Below are 20,361 nucleotides of genomic sequence, written 5' to 3' on the forward strand. Positions count from 1 at the left end.
ACTTCCTTCGAGCCACTCTCGTGAACTCTCCGGGCGCTTCGTTCTTTCGTGTTTCAAGCCTATCAGACGTTCTCGGCGCCGTTTTCCGGTGCTTCGTTTATCCGATTTGCTTCGGCCTTTCGGCGCTCCCGAACTCTACCAGAGTTTCTCGGGCTGCTTTTCCCCGGTGAATCCGAACCTGAATCCGAATCCTGTGGGGCGAAGCGTGCTGCCACTGGGGCAACCCGGAGAACTGTACGGAGGCCGGGCGCCACAAGCAAATCGTCCCGTCCCGGGGCTCCGGGACGGGACGATCCGAGGTGCGCGGGCGGTCAGGAGCGGGCCATCTCCTCGGCGATCGCCGCCGCAAAAGCGTCGATGTCCGCCTCGGTGGTGTCAAAAGCGGCCATCCAGCGCACCTCACCGGTGTGCTCGTCCCAGAAGTAGAAGCGGTACTGCTTCTGCAGCCGCTCGCTCACCTCCCGGGGCAGCAGCGCGAAGACGGCGTTGGCCTGGACCGGCCGGACCACCGTCACGCCGTCGATCCCGCGGACCGCGGCCTCCAGGCGGCGGGCCATCGCATTGGCGTGGCTCGCGTTGCGCAGCCAGAGATCGCCGGCCAGCAGCGCCTCGAACTGAACGGAGACGAAGCGCATCTTCGAGGCGAGCTGCATCGACATCTTGCGCAGGAACTTGATGTCGCGGACCCGCTCGGGGTTGAGGACCACCACGGCCTCGCCCATCAGCAGGCCGTTCTTGGTGCCGCCGAAGGACAGCACGTCCACACCGGCGTCCGTGGTGAAGGCGCGCAGCGGGAGGCCGAGCGAAGCCGCCGCGTTGGCCAGGCGGGAGCCGTCCACGTGCACGAGCATGCCGTGCTGGTGGGCGTGGTCGCAGATCGCCTTGATCTCGTCCGCGGTGTAGAGCGTGCCCAGCTCGGTGCTCTGGGTGATGGAGACGGCGAGCGGCTGGGCGCGGTGCTCGTCACCCCATCCCCAGGCCTGCTGGTCGATCAGCTCGGGGGTGAGCTTGCCGTCCGGGGTGGGGACGGTGAGCAGCTTGATCCCGGCGATCTTCTCGGGGGCGCCGCACTCGTCGACGTTGATGTGCGCGCTCTGCGCCGCGATCACGGCGCCCCAGCGGGGCAGCAGCGCCTGCAGCGCGACCACGTTGGCGCCGGTCCCGTTGAAGACCGGGAAGGCCTCCGCCCGGTCGCCGAAGTGCTTGCGGAAGACGCCCTGGAGGTGGGCGGTGTAGTCGTCCTCGCCGTACGCGACCTGGTGACCGCCGTTGGCCACCGCCAGCGCGGCCAGGATCTCCGGGTGGACGCCGGCGTAATTGTCGCTGGCGAAGCCCCGGACGGCGGGGTCGTGGTGCCGGACCGCGTCGGTGGCGGGGGCGGGGGTCATCGGGCTGTCAGCCACAGGTGCTGTCCGTTCAGGTCTGCTGCCGGGCGGTCCCAGAGGCCCGCCAGGGTGTCTGCGAGGTCGGCGGTGTCGGTGAAGCCGGCGAACTTGGCCTCCGGCTTCTCGGCCCGCATCTCGGGCGAGACCAGGGCCTTGATCACCAGGATGGCAGCCGCGGCGGTCGGCACGCCGTCCCCCGAGGTCGTCTCCTTCTTGAAGGAGTCGGCCATCGCCAGGGTCCAGGCCTCGCTCGCGGCCTTGGCGGCGGCGTAGGCGGCGCCGCCCGCGGTCGGCTTGTGGGCCGACGAAGCCGAGACGATCGCGTACCGGCCGGACTCGCTGCGGAGCAGCGCGGGCTGGAAGGCCAGCGAGGTGTGCTGGAGGGTGCGCACGACGGTGTCGTGCAGGAAGTCCCAGTCGTCGATGCGGGTCTCGAAGAAGCTCTTGCTGCCGCGCCAGCCGCCGACCAGGTGGAAGACGCCGTCGACGTGGCCGTGCTCGGCCTCCAGGTGGTCGGCCCAGTCGTGGACCTCCTGGGGGTCGAGCAGGTCGATGACCTGGCCGCTGATCTTCGCTCCGGGCACGGCGGTGCGGACGGCGTCGAGCGCCGCCTCAAGGCGTCGGGGGTCGATGTCGGCGCCGATCACGGTCGCGCCGTCGGCGGCGAGCCGGCGGAGCACTGCCTGGCCGGCGGGGCCGCTGGCCCCGGCGACGGCGATCACCTTTCCGCTGAGGGCGCTCATGCGGCGACCCCCTGGATGCCGGCGCCGGTGATGCCGGTGGTGGCGGCGATGACGCCGCTGAGCTTCTTCGAGAGGGCCTCGAAGAACATGCTCAGCGGGAACTCGTCGGGCAGGACGGCGTCGCACAGGGCCTTGTTGAGCGCCTTGCCGTCGGTGATGTCGAGCGGCAGCGCGTCGGGGCCCTTCGCCCAGGTGGAGGCGGGGTGCGGGGTGAGGTAGCGGGAGACCAGCTGGTAGGCGGCGATCCAGTGGGCGGTCTTGGGGCGGTCGATGCCGTCGCGGTAGAGGGTCTCGATCTCGCCGCAGAGGGCGTTGGTAACGTCGGCGACGCGCTCCCAGTCGATGCTGAGGCGGTTGTCGCGCCAGCGCAGCGCGTCGTGCTTGTGCAGGTAGGCGAAGAGCAGCTGACCGCCGAGGCCGTCGTAGTTGCGCACCCGGTCACCGCTGACGGGGAAGCGGAACATCCGGTCGAAGAGGATCGCGTACTGAACGTCACGGCCCTGGTCGTAGCCCTCGGCCTCCAGCCGGACGGCCTCCTTGAAGGCGGTCAGGTCGCAGCGCAGCTCCTCCAGGCCGTACATCCAGAACGGGCTGCGCTGCTTGATCATGAAGGGGTCGAACGGCAGGTCGCCGTGGCTGTGGGTGCGGTCGTGCACGAGGTCCCACAGGACGAAGGTCTGCTGGGCGCGCTGCTGGTCCTGCAGCAGGCTCGCCGCGTCGGCGGGGATGTCCAGGCCGAGCAGGTCGACGGCGCGCTCGGTGACGGCGCGGAACCGGGCCGCCTCGCGGTCGCAGAAGATGCCGCCCCAGGTGAAACGTTCCGGCGCCTTGCGGACGGCCACGGTCTCGGGGAAGAGGACGGCGGAGTTGGTGTCGTACCCGGCCGTGAAGTCGGTGAAGGTGATCGGTACGAACATCGGGTTGTCGAAGCGGGTGCGCTCCAGCTCGGCGAGCCAGTCGGGCCACACGACGCGCAGCAGGACGGCTTCCAGGTTGCGGTCCGGGTTGCCGTTCTGGGTGTACATCGGGAAGACCACCAGGTGCTCCAGGCCGTCCTCACGCTGCGCGGCGGGCTGGAAGGCCATCAGGGAGTCGAGGAAGTCGGGCTCGCGGTAGCCGGTCTCCGCCCACTTGCGCAGGTCGGTGCCGACGGCGGTGAGGTAGGCGGCGTCGTGCGGAAAGAGCGGGGCGAGCTCCTCGACGGCGGCCAGCACGACGTCCAGCAGCGGGTCGACCGTGTGCCGCTGGACGGCGGACAGGTCGATCGATCCGTCCTTGGACTGCAGGGGGCGCAGCGCCTCGACGGCGTCCTTCAGTCTCAGCCAGGCCGGGTGGCCGGCGTTGGTCTGCTCGGGAGCATCGGCCGCCACAGCGAGCCTTGGCGAAAGATTCTGCATCTCTGACTCACTTCAACAGGAGTTATTTCGACGGATACACCATAGATACAGGAGGTTCTCCTGTTCAAGGGGGGTCCAAGAGTGATCTGTGCCGCCGCTGCCTCGCACGGCACCGGCCGGGGCCGCGGACGGCACCCAGGAGGGCCCGGGCAGCGGCCCGTCGACCGGGCCGGGGGCGGTCACCACCTCCCGCCAAGCTCCCGGCAGTGCTGCTGCCGGCAGGGGCCGGGGGAGCTGTTCCGGTGCCTCCTGCCGCGGGGTGCGCGCGGCGGTACTCGCCGCCGGCGCGGAAGCCGGCCCGGGGGCGCCGGACGGCGGCGCCCCGCGGCACCGAGCGATGCGGTGCCGTACGCCGACCTTGCCGCCTGCGGTCCGGCGGCGCCACCGGGGAGGCTCCCGGCCGGCCGGCCCTGCCCGGGGGCCGCCCCCGGGCGGGGCGGGCGCGCTCCGGCGGGGTGCCGGGGAACCTCCGGGGCGGGCGGGCCGGAACCACCCTCCCGGTGCCAAACATGCCGGCTGGGGCTGAGATCCGCCCGGAATCGCCGGAGGTCACCTCCGTGCGCCCCTGCGCGCGCCCTGCTGTGTGCGCCCCCGACCGGTGATCGTGGGACGGACGCCCGCACGCACCGGTCGAGAGGGGCGCGCCGATGCACGGACCAGCCGTCCTCACCTGGCTGCTGGCAGCACTCACCGCGACCTCGGGGACGTACTGCCTGAGCCGGCTGCGCGGGCCGTCCTGCGAACGGCCGGGGCCGGGCGCGCGGCGTGGGGTGCTCAGTCACGAGTCGGCCGCCGCCGAGGCGCTGATGGGGCTCGGCATGGCCGCGATGGCCGTCACCGGCGGCATCGTCCCCGCCGCGGTGTGGGCCTGGGCGTTCGGCCTGCCCGGCGCCTGGTTCCTGCTGGCGGCCCTGGCCCCGCGGCCGGCGGCCGAACGCTCCCCCGCCCACCGGCCGACCCTGCCGTCCGCGGCCCGGCCGCCCACGGTCCTGCCGTCCACCGCCCTGGGCCCCGCCGTCCCGGGCCGGCCCCTGCCGCACGCCGCAGGCCCGCACTCCCCCGCCCCGCACGCGCCGGCCGGGCGGTCCCACCGGCTGCACCACGCGATCGGCGCCCTGGCCATGACGTACATGGCCGTGGCGATGGCCGAGTCACCGGCGCACGGCCACCACCAGGCCGGCGCCGGGCTGCCACTGGTCACCGGCGGCCTGCTGCTCTACTTCGGCGGGTACACCCTCTGGGCCGGCAGCCGGCTGCTGGGCACCCCGGACGGGGTCCCGCACACCGGCAGCGCCGGGCTGCCCCAGGCCTGCCGGCTCACGATGGGGATCGGCATGTTCGCGATGCTGCTGACGCTCTGAGCCGTGCTCCGCGGCCCGGGGCGTCCGACCCGGACGCCGGCCCGGGCAGCGGTGCGCGACACCGGTCGGGACCATCCGCGGCCGGCCGGGCGGCGCCGGGGCGGGCCGGGTGTCGTTGGTCACTGGTGGCCGGAAGTCGTTCCACGGGCGCCGGGGAGCGCATAGGTTGGCCGGGAGCGCATTGTCGCGCTCCGTGCGTACTGGGGGAGCCCCTGCCATGACGGCCCTGCTCGGCCTCTTGCTGCTCGGACTGCTGCTGTCGACCGTCGCGCCGCGCCTGCTGGCCCGGGCCCGGTGGGTCGAACGGGAGCCCGTACTGGGGTTGTTGGTGTGGCAGTGCCTGGTGGTCGCGGTACTGCTCTGCTGCCTGCTGGCCCTCCTGCTGGCCACCTCGGCCGCGCTGCCGGAACTCCGGGTGCTGCTGTTCTCGGGCGCGCCGCACGGCGTGGAGGCGGCGTACGGGCTGCAGGACGCCGTGGGCTGGGGGCGGCTCTGCGCGGCGCTGCTGGCCGCGGGCGGACTCCAGACCCTGTTCGCGCTCACCCGGGAAGTCCGCTCGGCGCGCGCCCTGCGCGATCACCGTCACGCCGAACTCGCCCACCGGGCACCTGAGTTGCCGGCGTCCATGAGCAGCAGGCGGGGCCGTCGCAAGGGCCGCGAGCGGCTGGTGGTGCTGGAGAGCATGAGCCCCGAGGCCTGGTCGCTGCCCGGCCACGGCGCCCGGCTGGTGGTCACCACCGGCGCCATCCGGCAGCTCACCGACCGGGAGCTGGCGGCCGTGCTCAGCCATGAGCGCGGGCACGTCCGGGCGCGGCACCACTGGCTGTCGCAGTGCGCGCAGGCACTGGCCACCGGGTTCCCCGGGGTGGGGGTGTTCAGCGCCTTCCGCGACCAGGTGGGCGAGCTGGTGGAGCTGGCCGCGGACGACCGGGCCGCGCGCCGGCACGGCCGGACCACGACGGCCCTGGCGCTGGCCGAACTCAACCTGGGGCGCGGGGTGTTCGGCTCCTGCCCGCCCGGGCTGCTCGCACAGTCCCCGAAGCGGGTGGACCGGCTGCTGTCGGACCACTCGCGGCTGCCGGTCTCGCACCGGCTGCGGCTGACGGTGGCGGCCCTGGCCGCGCCGGTGGCGGCCGTCCTGCTGGCGGCGGCGCCGGGCCTGTCCGCCCTGCTCTGAGCCGGGCGGGGCTCCACGCACCGACGGCCCGCCGGCCTCGCGGGGCTGACGGCCGGTCGGGCGGAAGCTCAGCCGGAGCCGACGGTGGCGCCGCCGAGGACCCGGGCCAGCACCTCGCGGTGCAGCGGCCGGGCCCGCTCGTAGCGCTCGCGGCCGTCCTCGGTGAGCGTCACGAAGATGCCCCGGCGGTCGTTCTCGCACATGGCCCGGGTGACCAGGCCGGCCTTCTCCAGCCGGCCGATCAGGCGGGACAGGGCGCTCTGGCTCAGGTGGACGGTGCAGGCCAGCTCCTGGACCCGCAGCATCGCCTGGTCGGACCCCTCGCTCTCGACGAGCCGCTCCAGCACCTCGAACTCGCTCATCCCGAGGTCGTGCCGCTCCCCCAGTTCGCGGTCCAGGGCGCAGGCCGTCGCGGCGTGGCGGGCCAGTAGGTCGCGCCAGCCGGCCACCAGGGCCGCGTCGGCGGCGGGGTCGAGTTCGGACACGGGGTCAGACTACCACATGCCCAGGAATTTATTGCGTTCACATTATATTTGCTTGCATTGATTGCACGTGCATGTAGTGTCCTCCCCATGACCGCACCAAGCCGCTCCGGCTCAACCGCCGATCCCTCCACGTCGTCTGACCGTCCGTCGCACTCCGAGCAACACTGGACGCCCCGCCTCTGGGGCACCCTCGTCGTCCTCTGCGCCGCCATGTTCCTGGACGCCCTGGACGTCTCGATGGTCGGCGTGGCCCTGCCCTCCATCGGCACCGACCTGCACCTGTCCACCTCCACCCTGCAATGGGTGGTCAGCGGTTACGTCCTCGGCTACGGCGGTCTGCTGCTGCTGGGCGGACGCGCCGCCGACCTGCTCGGCCGGCGCCGGGTCTTCCTGGTCGCCCTCGGCGTCTTCGCGGCCGCCTCCCTGCTCGGCGGCCTGGTCGACGACGGCGGACTGCTGATCGGCGCCCGCTTCCTCAAGGGCGTCAGCGCCGCCTTCACCGCCCCCGCCGGGCTGTCGATCATCACCACGACGTTCCCCGAGGGCCCCGCCCGCAACCGGGCCCTGTCCATCTACACCACCTGCGGCGCGAGCGGCTTCTCGCTCGGCCTGGTGCTCAGCGGCCTGCTCACCTCGGCCGGCTGGCGCTGGACCTTCCTGATGCCGGTGCCGGTCGCCCTGCTCGCGCTGGCCTTCGCCTTCCGGCTGCTCCCCCGCCAGGCCCGCGAGGAGCGGACCACCGGCGGCTACGACGTGGCCGGGGCCATCACCGGCACCCTGGCCGTCCTGCTGCTGGTCTTCACCGTCACCGAGGCCCAGGGGGCCGGCTGGCTGAGCCTGCGCACGCTGGGCTCGCTGCTCGCCGTGGTGGTGCTGGCCGCCGCCTTCCTGCTGATCGAACTGCGCACCGCGCACCCGCTGGTCCGGCTCGGCATCTTCCGCAACGGCGGGGTGGCCAGGGCCAACCTGATCGCCCTCACCCTGATGGGCTCCTACGCCGGATTCCAGTTCATCGCCACCCTGTACCTGCAGCGGCTGCTCGGCTGGTCCGCCCTGGAGATGGCGTTCGGCCTGCTGCCGGCCGGTGCGCTGGTCGCCCTCTCGGCGACCAGGATGGGCGCCATCGTCGACCGGTTCGGCACCGCCAGGCTGCTGCCGGCGGGCGTGCTCTCGCTGGCCCTCGGCTACGCCGGCTTCCTGCGGCTGGACGAGCACAGCGGCTACCTGACCCTGGTGCTGCCGAGCATGATCCTGCTCGGGGTCGGCTTCGCGCTGGCCTTCCCCTCGGTGAACATCGCCGCCACCGACGGGGTGGCCGACGAGGAGCAGGGCCTGGCCTCCGGGCTGGTGAACAGCGCCTTCCAGATCGGCGGCGCGATCGTGCTGGCCGTCGTCACCGCGGTGATCACCGCGGGCAGCGGCGGCGGCGAGAGCGCGCAGGCCCAGCTGGACGGCTACCGTCCGGCGCTGTGGCTGGTCACCGCGGTGGCGCTGGCCGGGTTCGCGGTGGCGGCGGCCGGTGTGCTGGCGGACCGCCGGAAGAGGTCAATCCCGGTGCCGGTGGCCGACTATGATTACCCGTCGGTGCAGCAGGCCGCCCAGGCCGGCTCCGAAGTGCTGACCAAGCGCTGACCCGCGCGGTTCGTCCCCGCCCCGGCCCGAACCTCGGCCGGGGGACGGCGCCGGCTCCACCAAACCCCCGTGTTGGTGGAGCCGGCGCCTCCGTACGGAACCGGTCCGCCGTTGTCCTGGAGCCAGGACGCGGCGGCCTCGGCATGGCTCCCGGTCAGTATATTGGCCGGGAGCCAACGAACGTACGGAGCAGACACGATGGCACCTCGCGGGGATTCGGTCAACGAGGAAATGCGCCAGCGCTCCCGTCGCCGCATCATGCGGGCCACCGTCGAACTCGTCGACCTGCACGGATACGCCGGCACCACGCTCTCCGACATAGCCGAACGGGCCGGGCTGGCCCGGGGGCTGCTGTCGTACTACTTCGACGGCAAGCGCCTGCTGATGCAGTCCGCGACCCACCGGCTGATGCACCTGGAGCTCTCCGCCGCGCTGGCCGGGCTGGCGCCGGCCGCCACCCCCGAGGAGCGGCTGGCCCGCGCGATAGACGCGGTGCTGGGGCTGGCCATGGACCACCCGCGGGTGATGCGCTCGCACCTCGCGCTGATCCTCGACCCCGACGTGGGGGCCTTCGTCAAGGACCCCGAGCAGCAACGCGTCGGGGCGATCCTGCAGGAGCTGCTGCGCGACTGGGGCGCGCCGGACCCGCCGGCCGAGCACGCGGTGCTGCGCAGCGCGCTGATGGGCGGCTGCATCGGGGTGCTGCTGCCGGGCGCGGAGCTGCCGCTGGCGCCGATCCGGGCCGACCTCTTCGGCCGGTACGGGCTGCCCTGGTCGATGGGGTGCCCGCCGCAGCCGGCGCCGCCGGAGCGCAGCAGACCGCCGGCCCGGGCCTGAGCGGCCCGCGACGGGGCCCTGGGCACCCGTGGCGCCGCCCGGGATGCCGGGGCGCGCCTGAACCGGCCCCGGCGGCGGGCAGCGGCCCCTGCGGGCCGTCAGGACACGTCCGGCCGGGGCCGGGTCAGCGCTCCGCCAGGATCGAGGACAGCAGGTCGATGGTCCGCTCGGGCGTGAGGCTGTCCACGCAGAGCCGCTCCATCACCTGGATGTAGGCGTCGACGTCGTCGCGCTTGTCGAGGTAGAGCGCGCTGGTGAGCTGTTCCAGGTACACGACGTCGGCGAGGTCCTGCTCGGGGAAGCGCAGGATGGAGAACGCGCCGCTCTCGCCGGCGTGCGCCCCGAACCGGAACGGCATCACCTGGATGACCACGTTCGGCTGTTCGGCGATGTCGATCAGGTACTGGAGCTGGCCGCGCATGACCTTGGGGCCGCCGACCGGGCGGCGCAACGCCGCTTCGTCGATGACCGCCCAGAGCCGGGGGCTGTTCCCGTCGGTGAGCAGCTTCTGGCCGCGCAGGCGCAGGCTGACGCGCCGCTCCAGCTCCTCGTCGCTGATCACCGGGCGGCTCTGGCCGAAGACGGCGCGGGCGTACTCCTCGGACTGCAGCAGGCCGGGGATGAACTGCACCTCGTAGGTGCGGATCAGCGTGGCCGCCTCCTCCAGGCCGACGTAGGTCTGGAACCAGCCGGGCAGCACGTCGTTGTAACTGTGCCACCAGCCCGACTTGTTGGCCTCGCGGACCAGGCCGAGCAGGGCCTCGCGCTCGGCGCCGTCGTTCACCCCGTAGAGGCTGAGGAGGTCGGCGACGTCCCGCTCCTTGAAGCTGACCCGGCCGAGCTCCATCCGGCTGATCTTGGATTCGGACGCGCGGATGGCGTACCCGGCGTCCTCGCGGGTGATCCCCCGGGCCTCGCGGAGCCGGCGGAGCTGGGAGCCGAGGAGGATCCGGCGAACCATCGAGCCGCCGCCCGGCTGAACTGTGGTCATGCGGTCCAAACCTCCACCTTGGGCAAACAGCGCACAGTCTGCCATCAGTTGAGCGCTCTCGGTGCCGGTACTGACGGATGTATCTATCAGTTCTGCACCTCGGGCACCAGGATGCACGTGCATTCGGCGCATGCATATGCCAATGATGCGACTGCACGTGAATCGACTCTTGCATCTGCAGTGAGCGCAGAGGACCATGGTGCACGTGCACCTGCACATCCCTGGCATTCCCGCGGGCACCGCGTCGACCCCACGCGCCACTCCGCACACCAGCCCGGCAGCGCTGCGGCGCGACCGGGCACTTGTGTGCGCAAGGGCCGTACGAGGTGGCAACCCAACGGCCGAGCGAGTCGGAGGTGACCGGCATGACCCCGGCGGGTCCAGCCGTGTCGGCCCCCTTATGGGAGGAGCTCTTCATGAGCACCGGTACGGCCTTGGCGGTCGACCCCCACGTGGTCACCTGTACGCTCGCTCCCCGCTACGAAGCCGTCAGAACCGCGCGCGACTTCGCCAGAACGACGCTCAACCGCTGGGGACTCGGTGACCTTTTCGACGACGTCGCACTGGTCGCCTCCGAGCTGGTGACCAACGCCCTGCGGCACGCCGTCGGCGCCAGACCCGATCCGGGTCACCTGGCCGCCGACCTGGCCGCGATACCCACCCAGGGCGGACCGCAGCAGTCCATGGACGGACGGCTGCCGATCCGGATCAGCCTGGTGCACCGCGCGCCGCAGGTGGTCTGCGCGGTCAGCGACCCCAGCAGTACCGGGCCGGTCGCCCGGGAGGCCGACTTCGTCGCGGAGTCCGGCCGGGGGCTGCACCTGGTGGACTCCTTCAGCCGCTCCTGGGGCTGGCACCCCCTGGCGGGGGCGGGCAAGGTGGTCTGGGCCCTGTTCGAGGCCGAGGATCCGGCCGGGGTCCGCGCCCAGGACGCCATCGGGCGGCACCGGCGCTCGGCCTGACACCACGGCGGGGCCGGCGACGGCACACCCGGCGAGCACTCCGTACGGCCGCACCACGGCCGGGGCGGTGCCCGGGTGGACGGGCGGCGCGGCGGCACCCGGTACGGAAGTGTCCGTCAGGACACGGCGGGCCCGGCACGACGGTGCCCGGACGGCCACCACGGCCGTCTCCCCGGGCGGGCCCGGGACACCCGCCTACGACAACGGCCGTCGTGGTGTCAGCACCCACGACGGCCCCCTGGAACGCGGCGACGCTGAACCGGCGTCAGAGCGCCAGGTGGTCGAACTCCCCGTCCTTCGCGCCGAGCAGCAGCGCCGCTATCTCGGCCCGCGTGTAGATCAGTGCCGGACCGTCCGGGAAGCGAGAGTTGCGCATCGCGACATCGCCCCCCGGCAGTGCGGCGAACTCGACGCAGTTGCCCTGGGAATTGCTGTGCCGGCTCTTCTGCCAGACCACTCCCTCAAGGTCCGCAGCCGCCATGCCGTTGTACGTGTGGTGCATAGAAATCTCCCGAAGAGACCGGAGTAGTCGTCCAGTTCGGCGCGCGGCACGTCGGGCCGCGATCCACTGGCCCGGCCCCCTGCCGGCCCGGCACACGCCTCACTTGACGTGATGATAGCCGCAGTGCACGTGCATCAGCACGGGACATTGCAGGTGCACGAGGAACCACCGGGCGTGATGCAACCAGCCCGGGAACCGCCGGATCGACGGTACGTAAGCGGACAAACTTGACCGAACCACAAACCTCGCGATAACCGCCCGTAGGCAACTCCCCGCGCAATGTTGATCTTCGACTGCCGGGAGTCGCACCACCGTGACCCACAGTCAGTCGGCCCGACTGGTGTGATACATGTCACGCAGGGGCCCGGCCGGCACCGGCAGGCCGGGGAGATCCGGGCGACAAGACCACCATCCCGGCAGGTTTGGGGCCCTATGCCCGAAATGACGGCATGGTCGCCGCTCGACATCGGCAGCCGACTGCGACTCTGCCGGGCCGATGTCCTACGATCTCCGCCATGAGCACCGCAGCCATCCCGGGCGCGCCACTGCCCGTCCGCACTCCAGGCTCCCGTGCGCGGGGGCGCCATCGTCGACCCGAGCGCCCCGAGATCCCGGCCGGTTCGCCGGCCCTCGTACTCGCCGTGCCCGCCACCGCGGGCCCCGAGTCCCGGCCCGTGGTCGACGAACTCCTGTCGATCGTCCGCAGCGAGCAGTCCGGCGTCGAGACCGCCGCCGCGTACCTCGCCGACGACTCCGCCGGGGAGTCCGGCCCCACCGTGGCCGAGCTGATCGCCCAGGCCCTCGAAGCCGGCCTGCCGGCGCCCGTGGTGGTGCCGCTGCTGACCGGCCCGCACGACTTCCTCACCGACCTGCACGCGCTGGCCGCCGGCAGCGGCGCCACCGTCACCGACGTGCTCGGCCCGCACCCGCTGCTGGCCGAGGCCGTCCACGTCCGGCTGTCCGAGGCGGGGCTGGCCCGCGCCGACCGCGCCCGGCTCTTCGCCATCGCCACCGCGGCCGACGGCGTGGTGCTCACCACCGTCGGCGGCGAGGACGCGGCGGCCGCCGCCGGGATCACCGGCGTCCTGCTCGCCGCCCGGCTCGCCGTGCCCGTCGTCTCCGCCGCCCTGGACGTGCCCGGCTCGGTGGCCGCGGCCGTCGAGCACCTGCGCGCCACCGGCTCGCAGCGGCCCGCGCTGGCACCCCTGGTGATCGGCCCGGAGGCCGACCCCGAGCTGCTGGCCACCGCCGCCGAGGAGACCGGCTGCCCCAGTGCCGCCCCGCTCGGCGCGTACCCGACGGTCGGCCAGCTGGTCGCCTCCACCTACCTCTCCGCCCTTGAGGTCGCGCTGGCCCAGCTGGAGCAGGCCCAGGAGCACGAGCCGGAGCACGAGCAGGCGGCGGAGTGACCGGCACGCCGTGAGAACGACCCGCAGGGGCCCCGGATTCGTCCGGGGCCCCTGCGGCGTTCCCGGAGGGTGCGCCCGCCACCCGTAGGGCAGGGGCACCGGGCTCGGCGCAGCGTTTCCGGGCGGCACAGCGGCCGTGGCGTGCGTCCGGCGCGGGCACCGTACGCCGAGGCACCGTACGCCGAGGCACCGTACGACCTCCGCCCTCGTCCTTCCCGGGCGGGCGGGCGGCGTCGCGCGCACCCGTCGGGATCTGCCGGGGCCCGCCGGCCTGCCGGGACCCGCCGGGATCCACGGCCCCGCTCTGGACCCGGCAGCTCCGGGGCCGTCCGGGCACCCCGGGACGAAGTGCGTCCGGTGGCCCGTGCCGGCAGCACGGGACGAAGCGCATCCCGGCCCGTACCGGCGGCAGGCCCCCGCCCGGACGCGGTGGCCGATGCCGCTTCGGGAGCTGATCCCCTGTCGGACGACGGGTTCCCGGGGGGCCGGGCCGCAGGACCTCCCCCGGGTGACGATGCCTCCGGCGCGCACCCGACGGTGCGGCAGAGCCGACGGCAGGACGGAGGCTCCGTCTCCCCGGGTGCGGCGGGCGGACGGTGACGGCGGGTCCGGCACCGGACCGGGGCCCGCCGGCAGGCCGGCGACCGCCCGGCACCACCCGTACGGGAGGACGCCCGCTCTCCGCCGGCACGACCTGGCCCCTTCGGGAGCACGCCGACGTCGCGGACGGGCGGGGCCGGCGACCCGGCGGATCGGCCGCTCCGGGGAGCCGGGGACGGGTGGGGCACCGGTCCGAGCACGCCGGGGCCGGTGGCGGCGATCCGGGCGGTCATGATCCGGAGCTGCGGGACCGGAGGACGTGATCGGGGATCAGCCTCCAGCAGGTGGAGTGATTTGAAGCCCTATGCCCTATTTATTCATTTTTGTCCATTCGCCCGGCCGGACCGGCCGCGACCCCGACGGCGACCGTTTCGATCTTCACGACCGCCCGGCGGAACGGCAGGCCGAACGATTCGCCCACTCCTGATGTCAAATGCCCTGCTACGGAGGAATGTCGGTTTTGCAGCCCGACCGGCACCTTGTACCAGATTGCGACAGAAGGACTTTGGTCACCGGAGGCGGCTCGACGCCCTCCGGTTGCGGGCCCTCGGAGGTCGTGGTTCCGTGCCCCCGGACGGCCCGGAGGAGCCGCCGGCCGACCGCCTGAAGGACAGGCAGAACTCTCCGACGGCAAGGGATTTACCCGAAACCGGGCCTTTTTGATCATGTCGACCCTTGGGATACAAGGGATCCAGGGCTCTTGTGACGAGCGTCACACATGTTTGCGGTTTGAACTTAAGTCTGCTTAACGTGCTCCCCGTTCGTGGTCACACGGACCCAGTACATCCGCAACGCCGAGGCCTGCCGTCGGATGCGCTGGCAGCGCGAATTCGCACCACGGCAGGCGCGGGGGACCCAGGTAAGTCGCCCCCGACCGGTCCACGACCGGTTCAGGGGCTAGGGGTGAAGCCGTGCTCAGCACGGCCGGGCAACTCCAGCCCGAATCCGACAGCTCACCTCGCAGGCGTGGGAGAGGAACATCTTCATGCTGCCCACCAACGGCACCCGTCTGTCCAGCCGCACCGCCCGCCGCGTGATCGCCGCCGTTGGCGTGGCAGGCGTCGGCCTCACCATCCCCTGCCTCACCTCCGGTGTCGCCAGCGCGGCCTCCGTCGCCACCTGGGACAAGGTCGCCCAGTGCGAGAGCAGCGGCAACTGGAGCATCAACACCGGCAACGGCTTCTACGGCGGCCTCCAGTTCACCAACAGCACCTGGGCCGAGTTCGGCGGCACCGCGTACGCACCGCGCGCCGACCTCGCCACCAAGGACCAGCAGATCGCCACCGCCGAGAAGGTCCTCGCGGTCCAGGGCCCCGGCGCCTGGCCGGTCTGCTCGGTCCAGGCCGGCCTGACCAAGGGCGGCACCCCCGCCGCCGTGGACACCGGCGCCCCGGCCGCGGCCAAGCCCGCCACCCCGGCCCCCGCCGCCCCGGCGAAGCCCGCCGCCCCGGCCGCGCAGGCCCCCGCCCAGACCACCAGCCCCAAGGGTGACTCGGCCGGCTCCTGGAGCAGCGACAAGTCCTGGTCGCACCAGGGCCAGTGGTCGAAGGACGACCGCCGCACCTACACCGTGCTGGCCGGCGACTGGCTGTCCGCGATCGCCGACAAGAACCACGTCCAGGGTGGCTGGGAGCGTCTGTACGAGCTCAACAAGTCCGTCCTGACCGAGGGCCCGGACTCCATCTACCCGGGCCAGCACCTGAGCCTGGGCGGCGGCGACGCGACCGCCACCAAGTCCTCGGACAGCTCGGCCTCCGGCAAGAAGTTCGACTGGTTCAACCGGTCCGACTCGGCCACCGCCGCCAAGACCACCTCGGCCAAGCCGGCCGCCGCCGAAGCCGCCGCCCCGGCCGCCGAGGCCGCGACCGCCCAGGCCCCCGCCGCCTCCGGCAGCATGGCCGCCGCGGTCTCCTTCGCCCAGTCGAAGGTCGGCCAGGCGTACATCTACGGCGGCACCGGCAACGGTGGCTGGGACTGCTCCGGCCTGACCCAGGCGGCCTTCCGCGCGGCCGGGATCTCCATCCCGCGCGTGGCCGCCGACCAGGCCGCCGCCAGCACCCACGTCTCGCTGGACAAGCTGCAGCCGGGCGACCTGCTGTTCTGGTCCAACAACGGCAGCGACTCGGGCGTCTACCACGTGGCGATCTACACCGGCAACGGCAGCTACGTCGAGGCCGCCAACCCGAGCGCCGGTGTCCGCACCGAGACCATCGCCAACTGGGCGCCGGACTTCGCCGGCCGGATCTGACCCGATCCGTTCCACCCCTTGTGTACCGATCCATCCGTTCTGATCTGTCCAGGCCCCGTTCGAGCCGAGTTGGACAGGTGGGACCGGACGGTGCGGGGCGGCGCCTGACGCCGTCGCACCACCACCGCCGCCCCGGGAGAGTCTGGTCGCTCTCCCGGGGCGGCGGCGTGCCCGGCCGCGGGGGCGGCCGCGGAGGCGGGGGCAGCCGCGGAGGCGGGGGCAGCCGCGAGGGCGGGGCCCGGCCGGGCCCTGAGGTCACGGTGGGGCGTCCCCGCCGGCGCCGGCGGCCGGGCGCGCACCCGGGGGCACTCCCGGCCCCGGGAACGCGGGCGGCAGAGGGCGGCAGAGGGGCCCGAGGCGGCCCGGGGGGACGACACGGGGACGCCTCCCGAAACCATGGCCAAATCCCGCGCCCACCGGGCATGCTGGCCCTCCGCACCCTAGGAGGAGCCGCCATGGCCAGGATCACCGTCTCGCTCGATTCGGATCTCGCGATCGAGGTGATGTTGCTCGCCGGCACCAGCAGCCCGCAGGACGCGGTGGAGCTGATCGTCCGTGACTACCTGGCCCGGGGGCACCGGACCGAGGCCCGGACCGGCGACGCCGCCGACGCCCGCCGGGTCGCCCCGGACCGGCCCACCGCCCAGGAGGGCTGAGCGGCAGCGCGTCCGCGGCGGACAGCAGCAGGGCCCCGGCACGTCCTGGAGGGGACGTCCCGGGGCCCTGCTGCTGTCCGCCGGGGCGGGCCACGCCACGACCGGTCGTGCTCGACGACCGGTCGTGCTCGACGGCCGGACGTGCTCGACGGCCGGACGTACGCGGTGGCCGGCCGTGTCAGTCGCCGGGCGTGTCAGTCGCCGCGGTTGGCCCTGGCGCCGGTGGATCCGCGCATCACCAGCTCCGGCTGGAACATGAACTCGCCGCGCTGGGCGGCGTTCCCGCCGACCTCCTCCAGCAGGGCGTCGACGGCGGCGGTGGCCATCGCCTCGACCGGCTGGCGGATGGTGGTGAGCGGCGGCTCCGTGAAGGCGATCAGCGGCGAGTCGTCGAAGCCGACCACCGAGATGTCCTGCGGCACGGCCAGGCCGCGCTGGCGCACGGCCCGGATCGCGCCGAGCGCCATCATGTCGCTGCCGCAGACGATCGCGGTGCAGCCCTTGTCGAGCAGGGCGCCGGCCGCCGCGTGGCCGCCCTCCACGCTGAACAGCGTGTGGTGGATCAGCCCCTCGGCCTCCTCGCGGGTCACCCCGAGCAGGTCCGTTATGGCCGCCGTGAAGCCCTCGATCTTGCGCAGCACCGGGACGAACCGGCGCTGGCCGACGGCCAGGCCGATCCGCTCGTGGCCGAGCTCCACCAGGTGCTGGACGGCCATCCACATGGCGGCCCGGTCGTCCGGCGAGATGAACGGCGCGGCGATCTTCTCGCTGTAGCCGTTGATCAGCACGAACGGCACCTGCCGGCCGGTGAGCTTGGCGTACCGGTCGTGGTCCGCCGTGGAGTCCGCGTGCAGGCCGGAGACGAAGACGATGCCGGCCACGCCGCGCTCGACCAGCATCTCCACCAGTTCGTCCTCGGTGGAGCCGCCCGGGGTCTGGGTGCAGAGCACCGGGGTGAACCCGTGGCGGCTGAGCACCTGCTCGATCACCTGGGCGAGCGCGGGGAAGATGGGATTGCTCAGCTCGGGGGTGATCAGCCCGATCAGCCCCGCGCTGCGCTGGCGCAGCCGGGTGGGCCGCTCGTAGCCGAGCACGTCGAGCGCCGCCAGCACGGTCTGCCGCGTGGTGGCGGAGACGCCCGCCTTGCCGTTGAGGACGCGGCTGACGGTCGCTTCGCTGACCCCCGCCTGCGCCGCGATGTCCGAGAGTCGCGCCGTAGTCACGATCCCAGAGCCTATTGCAACCACGTCACACCGCCCACCAGATGGTGCTGTCCGGCGCCAGAACGGTCTCTCCGTCCAGCACGGCAGCCTCGGCCGAGGAGAGCAGGATACGGCCCGGGGCGGTGATCCGGACCGGCTCGGGGCCCGTGTTCGCGGTGCAGACGAAGGAACCGTGCTCGCTGTCGCGGCGGAAGGCCAGTGCGCCCTCGGGGGCGTCCAGCCAGGTCACCTCGGTGCCGGCGCCGAGCGCGGGGTGCTCCCGGCGGACGGCGAGGGCGCTGCGGTAGAGCTCCAGGGTGGAGGTGGGGTCGCCGGTCTGCGCCTCGACGCTGAGCCGCGCCCACTCCGCGGGCTGCGGCAGCCAGCTGGGGCCGCCGGCGTCCGGGCCGAAGCCGTACGGCGCCTCGGTGCCCGACCACGGGATCGGCACCCGGCAGCCGTCGCGGAACCCGTCCTGGCCGGCCTGGCGGAAGAACGACGGGTCCTGGCGGACCTCGTCGGGCAGGTCGGTGACGTCCGGCAGGCCGAGCTCCTCACCCTGGTAGAGGTAGGCGGAGCCGGGCAGGGCGAGCATCAGCAGGCTGGCGGCGCGGGCGCGGCGCAGGCCCAGCTCCCGGTCGCCGGCGGTGCGGATCTGGGTGCCGCCGGGCGGGTTGGCGAACCGGGTGGCGTGCCGGGTGACGTCGTGGTTGGAGAGCACCCAGGTGGCCGGGGCGTCGACCGGGCGCATCGCGTCCAGCGAGACGTCGATGACCTCGCGCAGCGCGGCGGCCTCCCAGTGGGTGCCGAGGTACTGGAAGTTGAAGGCCTGGTGCAGTTCGTCGGGGCGCACGTAGTTGGCGGTGCGCTGGACGGTCGGGGTCCAGGCCTCGGCGACGCCGATCCGCTCGCCCGGGTACTCGTCCAGGATCTTGCGCCAGACGCGGTAGATGTCGTGCACGCCGTCCTGGTCGAAGAACGGCATCACGTCGTTGCCGAGCAGCTTGAGCTGGTCGTGCGAGCCGAGGTCGGGCAGGCCGGCGGCCTTGACCATGCCGTGCGCGACGTCGATCCGGAACCCGTCGACGCCCATGTCCAGCCAGAACCGCAGGATCGAACGGAACTCGTCGGCGACGGCCTCGTTCTCCCAGTTGAAGTCGGGCTGCTCCGGGGCGAAGAGGTGCAGGTACCAGTCGCCGGGGGTGCCGTCGGGGTTCTCGGTGCGGGTCCAGGCCGGGCCGCCGAAGATGGACTCCCAGTCGTTCGGGGGGAGTTCGCCGTTCTCGCCCTTGCCCGGGCGGAAGTGGTAGCGCTCGCGCAGCGCGGAGCCGGGGCCCTCGCGCAGGGCGCGCTGGAACCACTCGTGGGCGTCCGAGGAGTGGTTGGGCACCAGGTCGACGATGATCCGCAGGCCCAGGCCGTGGGCGTCCCGGATCAGGCCGTCGGCGTCCAGCAGGGTGCCGAACATCGGGTCCACCGCGCGGTAGTCGGCGACGTCGTAGCCGGCGTCGGCCTGCGGCGAGGCGTAGAAGGGGGACAGCCAGACGGCGTCGACGCCGAGGTCCTTCAGGTACGGGAGCCGGCTGCGGATGCCCGGGAGGTCGCCCATGCCGTCCCCGTTGGAGTCGGCGAAACTGCGCGGGTACACCTGGTAGATGACCGCTTCCCGCCACCAGCCTCTGGACCGGCCGGCGTTGTCGGCGGCCACGGTGGTGGCAGCGGGGACGGCGGCGGCGGGCCGGGAGGTGTCGGCCAGGTTCTGGGTCATGGACAGTCATCCCTTGGGGACTAGGTGTCGAACCGGCCGCCGGGGTGAGGCGGCCGGTGCGCGGCGACAGGCGGTGACGAGAGGAGAGGGCTCAGGACTTCGAGGCACCGGCGGTCAGGCCGGTGACGAGGTGACGCTGGACCAGGTAGAAGAGCAGGGAGGACGGGATCGCGATCAGCACGGCCGTCGCGGCCATCAGGTTCCACTGCGCGTCGTGCTCGCTGACGAAGGTCTGCAGGCCGACGGCCAGCGTGTACTTGTCGGAGCTGAGCATGAAGGTGGAGGCGAAGGCGACCTCGGCCCAGGCGGTGAGGAAGGAGTAGAACGCGGCCACCGCCAGGCCCGGCCGGGCGAGCGGCAGGACGAGCCGCCAGAAGGTCCCGAACGGGTTCAGCCCGTCGACCCGCCCGGCCTCGTCGATCTCGACCGGGATGGTGTCGAAGTAGCCCTTCAGCAGCCAGGCGCAGTACGGCACGGTGGTGGTCGAGTAGACCAGGATCAGGCCGAGGTAGCTGTCCAGCAGGCCGAGGGTGGAGAGGATCGTGTACATCGGCACGATCAGCACCGCGATCGGGAACATCTGGGTGACCAGCAGCGACCACATCAGCGGGCGGTGGCCGGGGAAGCGCATCCGGGAGACCGCGTAGCCGGTGGTCGCGGCGATCAGCACGCCGACCACCGTGGTGACGCCGGAGACCAGCGCGGCGTTGCCGAACCAGGTGAAGAAGTCGGTGTCGAAGAGCACCGTGGAGTAGTTCGACGTGGTCATCTTGTCGAGGATCGCGCCGGGGTGCAGATAGTCGGTCTTGTCCGGGCCGAGCGAGATGAAGACGATCCAGAGGACCGGGAACAGGGCGATCAGGCTCGCCAGGATCAGCGCGCCGTGCGACAGCGCCTTGCCCAGCGGGCTCAGCTCGCCGCGCCGGCGGGTCTTCGCGGGCCGGGCCTTCGGGATGCCGGATCCCGGGACGGTGATGGTCGGTCGTTCGGTGGTGGTGCTCATCGG

General features: G+C 72.8%; 17 protein-coding genes and 1 riboswitch. Of the genes, 8 read left to right on the top strand and 9 right to left on the bottom strand.

Going from position 1 to position 20,361, the window contains the following annotated elements:
- Window positions 1–311: 311 nt before the first annotated feature.
- The 3 genes from IE329_RS24905 to IE329_RS24915 are packed head-to-tail and all read right to left on the bottom strand — an operon-like array spanning window position 312 to window position 3,525.
- Window positions 312–1,388, bottom strand: a complete 1,077-nt coding sequence (locus tag IE329_RS24905; RefSeq protein ID WP_190213271.1) for a threonine aldolase family protein — start codon at window positions 1,386–1,388, stop codon at window positions 312–314.
- Entirely contained in the window at window positions 1,385–2,128 is a 744-nt protein-coding gene (locus tag IE329_RS24910) for an SDR family NAD(P)-dependent oxidoreductase (protein WP_190213203.1), read from the bottom strand. Before IE329_RS24910 ends, IE329_RS24905 begins: the two co-directional genes overlap by 4 nt.
- Window positions 2,125–3,525 (bottom strand): DUF6421 family protein, encoded by a 1,401-nt coding sequence (locus IE329_RS24915; protein ID WP_190213204.1) that lies wholly within the window; start codon window positions 3,523–3,525, stop codon window positions 2,125–2,127. Before IE329_RS24915 ends, IE329_RS24910 begins: the two co-directional genes overlap by 4 nt.
- Window positions 3,526–4,172: 647 nt before the next feature.
- Between IE329_RS24915 and IE329_RS24920 the strand changes: the two genes are divergently transcribed.
- Both IE329_RS24920 and IE329_RS24925 read left to right on the top strand, forming a co-directional pair.
- Window positions 4,173–4,886: a DUF5134 domain-containing protein gene (locus IE329_RS24920; protein WP_190213205.1), complete on the top strand. Its 714-nt coding sequence runs from the start codon at window positions 4,173–4,175 to the stop codon at window positions 4,884–4,886.
- Window positions 4,887–5,103: 217 nt separating this feature from the next.
- Window positions 5,104–6,063 (top strand): M56 family metallopeptidase, encoded by a 960-nt coding sequence (locus tag IE329_RS24925; RefSeq protein ID WP_190213206.1) that lies wholly within the window; start codon window positions 5,104–5,106, stop codon window positions 6,061–6,063.
- 68 nt (window positions 6,064–6,131) lie between these two features.
- Here IE329_RS24925 and IE329_RS24930 read toward each other — a convergent pair whose 3' ends face one another.
- A complete protein-coding gene (locus IE329_RS24930) occupies window positions 6,132–6,548 on the bottom strand; it encodes a MarR family transcriptional regulator (RefSeq protein WP_190213207.1) in 417 nt (138 codons plus the stop codon).
- 87 nt (window positions 6,549–6,635) lie between these two features.
- Between IE329_RS24930 and IE329_RS24935 the strand changes: the two genes are divergently transcribed.
- Both IE329_RS24935 and IE329_RS24940 read left to right on the top strand, forming a co-directional pair.
- Window positions 6,636–8,180 carry an MFS transporter gene (locus tag IE329_RS24935; protein WP_190213208.1) on the top strand — a complete coding sequence of 515 codons (1,545 nt, stop codon included), beginning with the start codon at window positions 6,636–6,638 and terminating at the stop codon, window positions 8,178–8,180.
- Between the two features lie 198 nt (window positions 8,181–8,378).
- Window positions 8,379–9,017, top strand: coding sequence for a TetR/AcrR family transcriptional regulator (locus IE329_RS24940; protein WP_190213209.1), 639 nt, complete (start codon window positions 8,379–8,381; stop codon window positions 9,015–9,017).
- Window positions 9,018–9,141: 124 nt separating this feature from the next.
- Here IE329_RS24940 and IE329_RS24945 read toward each other — a convergent pair whose 3' ends face one another.
- Entirely contained in the window at window positions 9,142–10,008 is an 867-nt protein-coding gene (locus IE329_RS24945; RefSeq protein ID WP_190213210.1) for a helix-turn-helix domain-containing protein, read from the bottom strand.
- Between the two features lie 416 nt (window positions 10,009–10,424).
- Here IE329_RS24945 and IE329_RS24950 point away from each other — a divergent pair, with 416 nt between their 5' ends.
- Window positions 10,425–10,970, top strand: coding sequence for an ATP-binding protein (locus tag IE329_RS24950; protein ID WP_229927731.1), 546 nt, complete (start codon window positions 10,425–10,427; stop codon window positions 10,968–10,970).
- Between the two features lie 265 nt (window positions 10,971–11,235).
- Here IE329_RS24950 and IE329_RS24955 read toward each other — a convergent pair whose 3' ends face one another.
- Window positions 11,236–11,472, bottom strand: coding sequence for a DUF397 domain-containing protein (locus tag IE329_RS24955; protein WP_190213211.1), 237 nt, complete (start codon window positions 11,470–11,472; stop codon window positions 11,236–11,238).
- Between the two features lie 515 nt (window positions 11,473–11,987).
- Here IE329_RS24955 and IE329_RS24960 point away from each other — a divergent pair.
- From IE329_RS24960 to IE329_RS24970, 3 genes are all read left to right on the top strand, one after another.
- On the top strand, window positions 11,988–12,881 hold the full coding sequence (locus tag IE329_RS24960; protein ID WP_190213212.1) for a sirohydrochlorin chelatase: 894 nt from the start codon (window positions 11,988–11,990) through the stop codon (window positions 12,879–12,881).
- Window positions 12,882–14,304: 1,423 nt separating this feature from the next.
- Window positions 14,305–14,463: riboswitch (cyclic di-AMP (ydaO/yuaA leader) on the top strand.
- A gap of 3 nt (window positions 14,464–14,466) precedes the next feature.
- On the top strand, window positions 14,467–15,729 hold the full coding sequence (locus tag IE329_RS41870) for a transglycosylase family protein (RefSeq protein ID WP_190213213.1): 1,263 nt from the start codon (window positions 14,467–14,469) through the stop codon (window positions 15,727–15,729).
- Window positions 15,730–16,184: 455 nt separating this feature from the next.
- Entirely contained in the window at window positions 16,185–16,385 is a 201-nt protein-coding gene (locus IE329_RS24970; RefSeq protein ID WP_190213214.1) for a hypothetical protein, read from the top strand.
- 194 nt (window positions 16,386–16,579) lie between these two features.
- Here the strand turns inward: IE329_RS24970 and IE329_RS24975 are convergent, their stop codons facing one another.
- The 3 genes from IE329_RS24975 to IE329_RS24985 form a co-directional block, all read right to left on the bottom strand.
- Window positions 16,580–17,608: a LacI family DNA-binding transcriptional regulator gene (locus tag IE329_RS24975; RefSeq protein WP_190213215.1), complete on the bottom strand. Its 1,029-nt coding sequence runs from the start codon at window positions 17,606–17,608 to the stop codon at window positions 16,580–16,582.
- Window positions 17,609–17,633: 25 nt separating this feature from the next.
- Window positions 17,634–19,355 carry a glycoside hydrolase family 13 protein gene (locus IE329_RS24980; RefSeq protein WP_190213216.1) on the bottom strand — a complete coding sequence of 574 codons (1,722 nt, stop codon included), beginning with the start codon at window positions 19,353–19,355 and terminating at the stop codon, window positions 17,634–17,636.
- Window positions 19,356–19,446: 91 nt separating this feature from the next.
- A complete protein-coding gene (locus tag IE329_RS24985; protein ID WP_190213217.1) occupies window positions 19,447–20,358 on the bottom strand; it encodes a sugar ABC transporter permease in 912 nt (303 codons plus the stop codon).
- Window positions 20,359–20,361: the final 3 nt, after the last annotated feature.

The sequence above is a fragment of the Kitasatospora indigofera genome (genome assembly GCF_014655955.1).
Lineage (GTDB): Bacteria > Actinomycetota > Actinomycetes > Streptomycetales > Streptomycetaceae > Kitasatospora > Kitasatospora indigofera.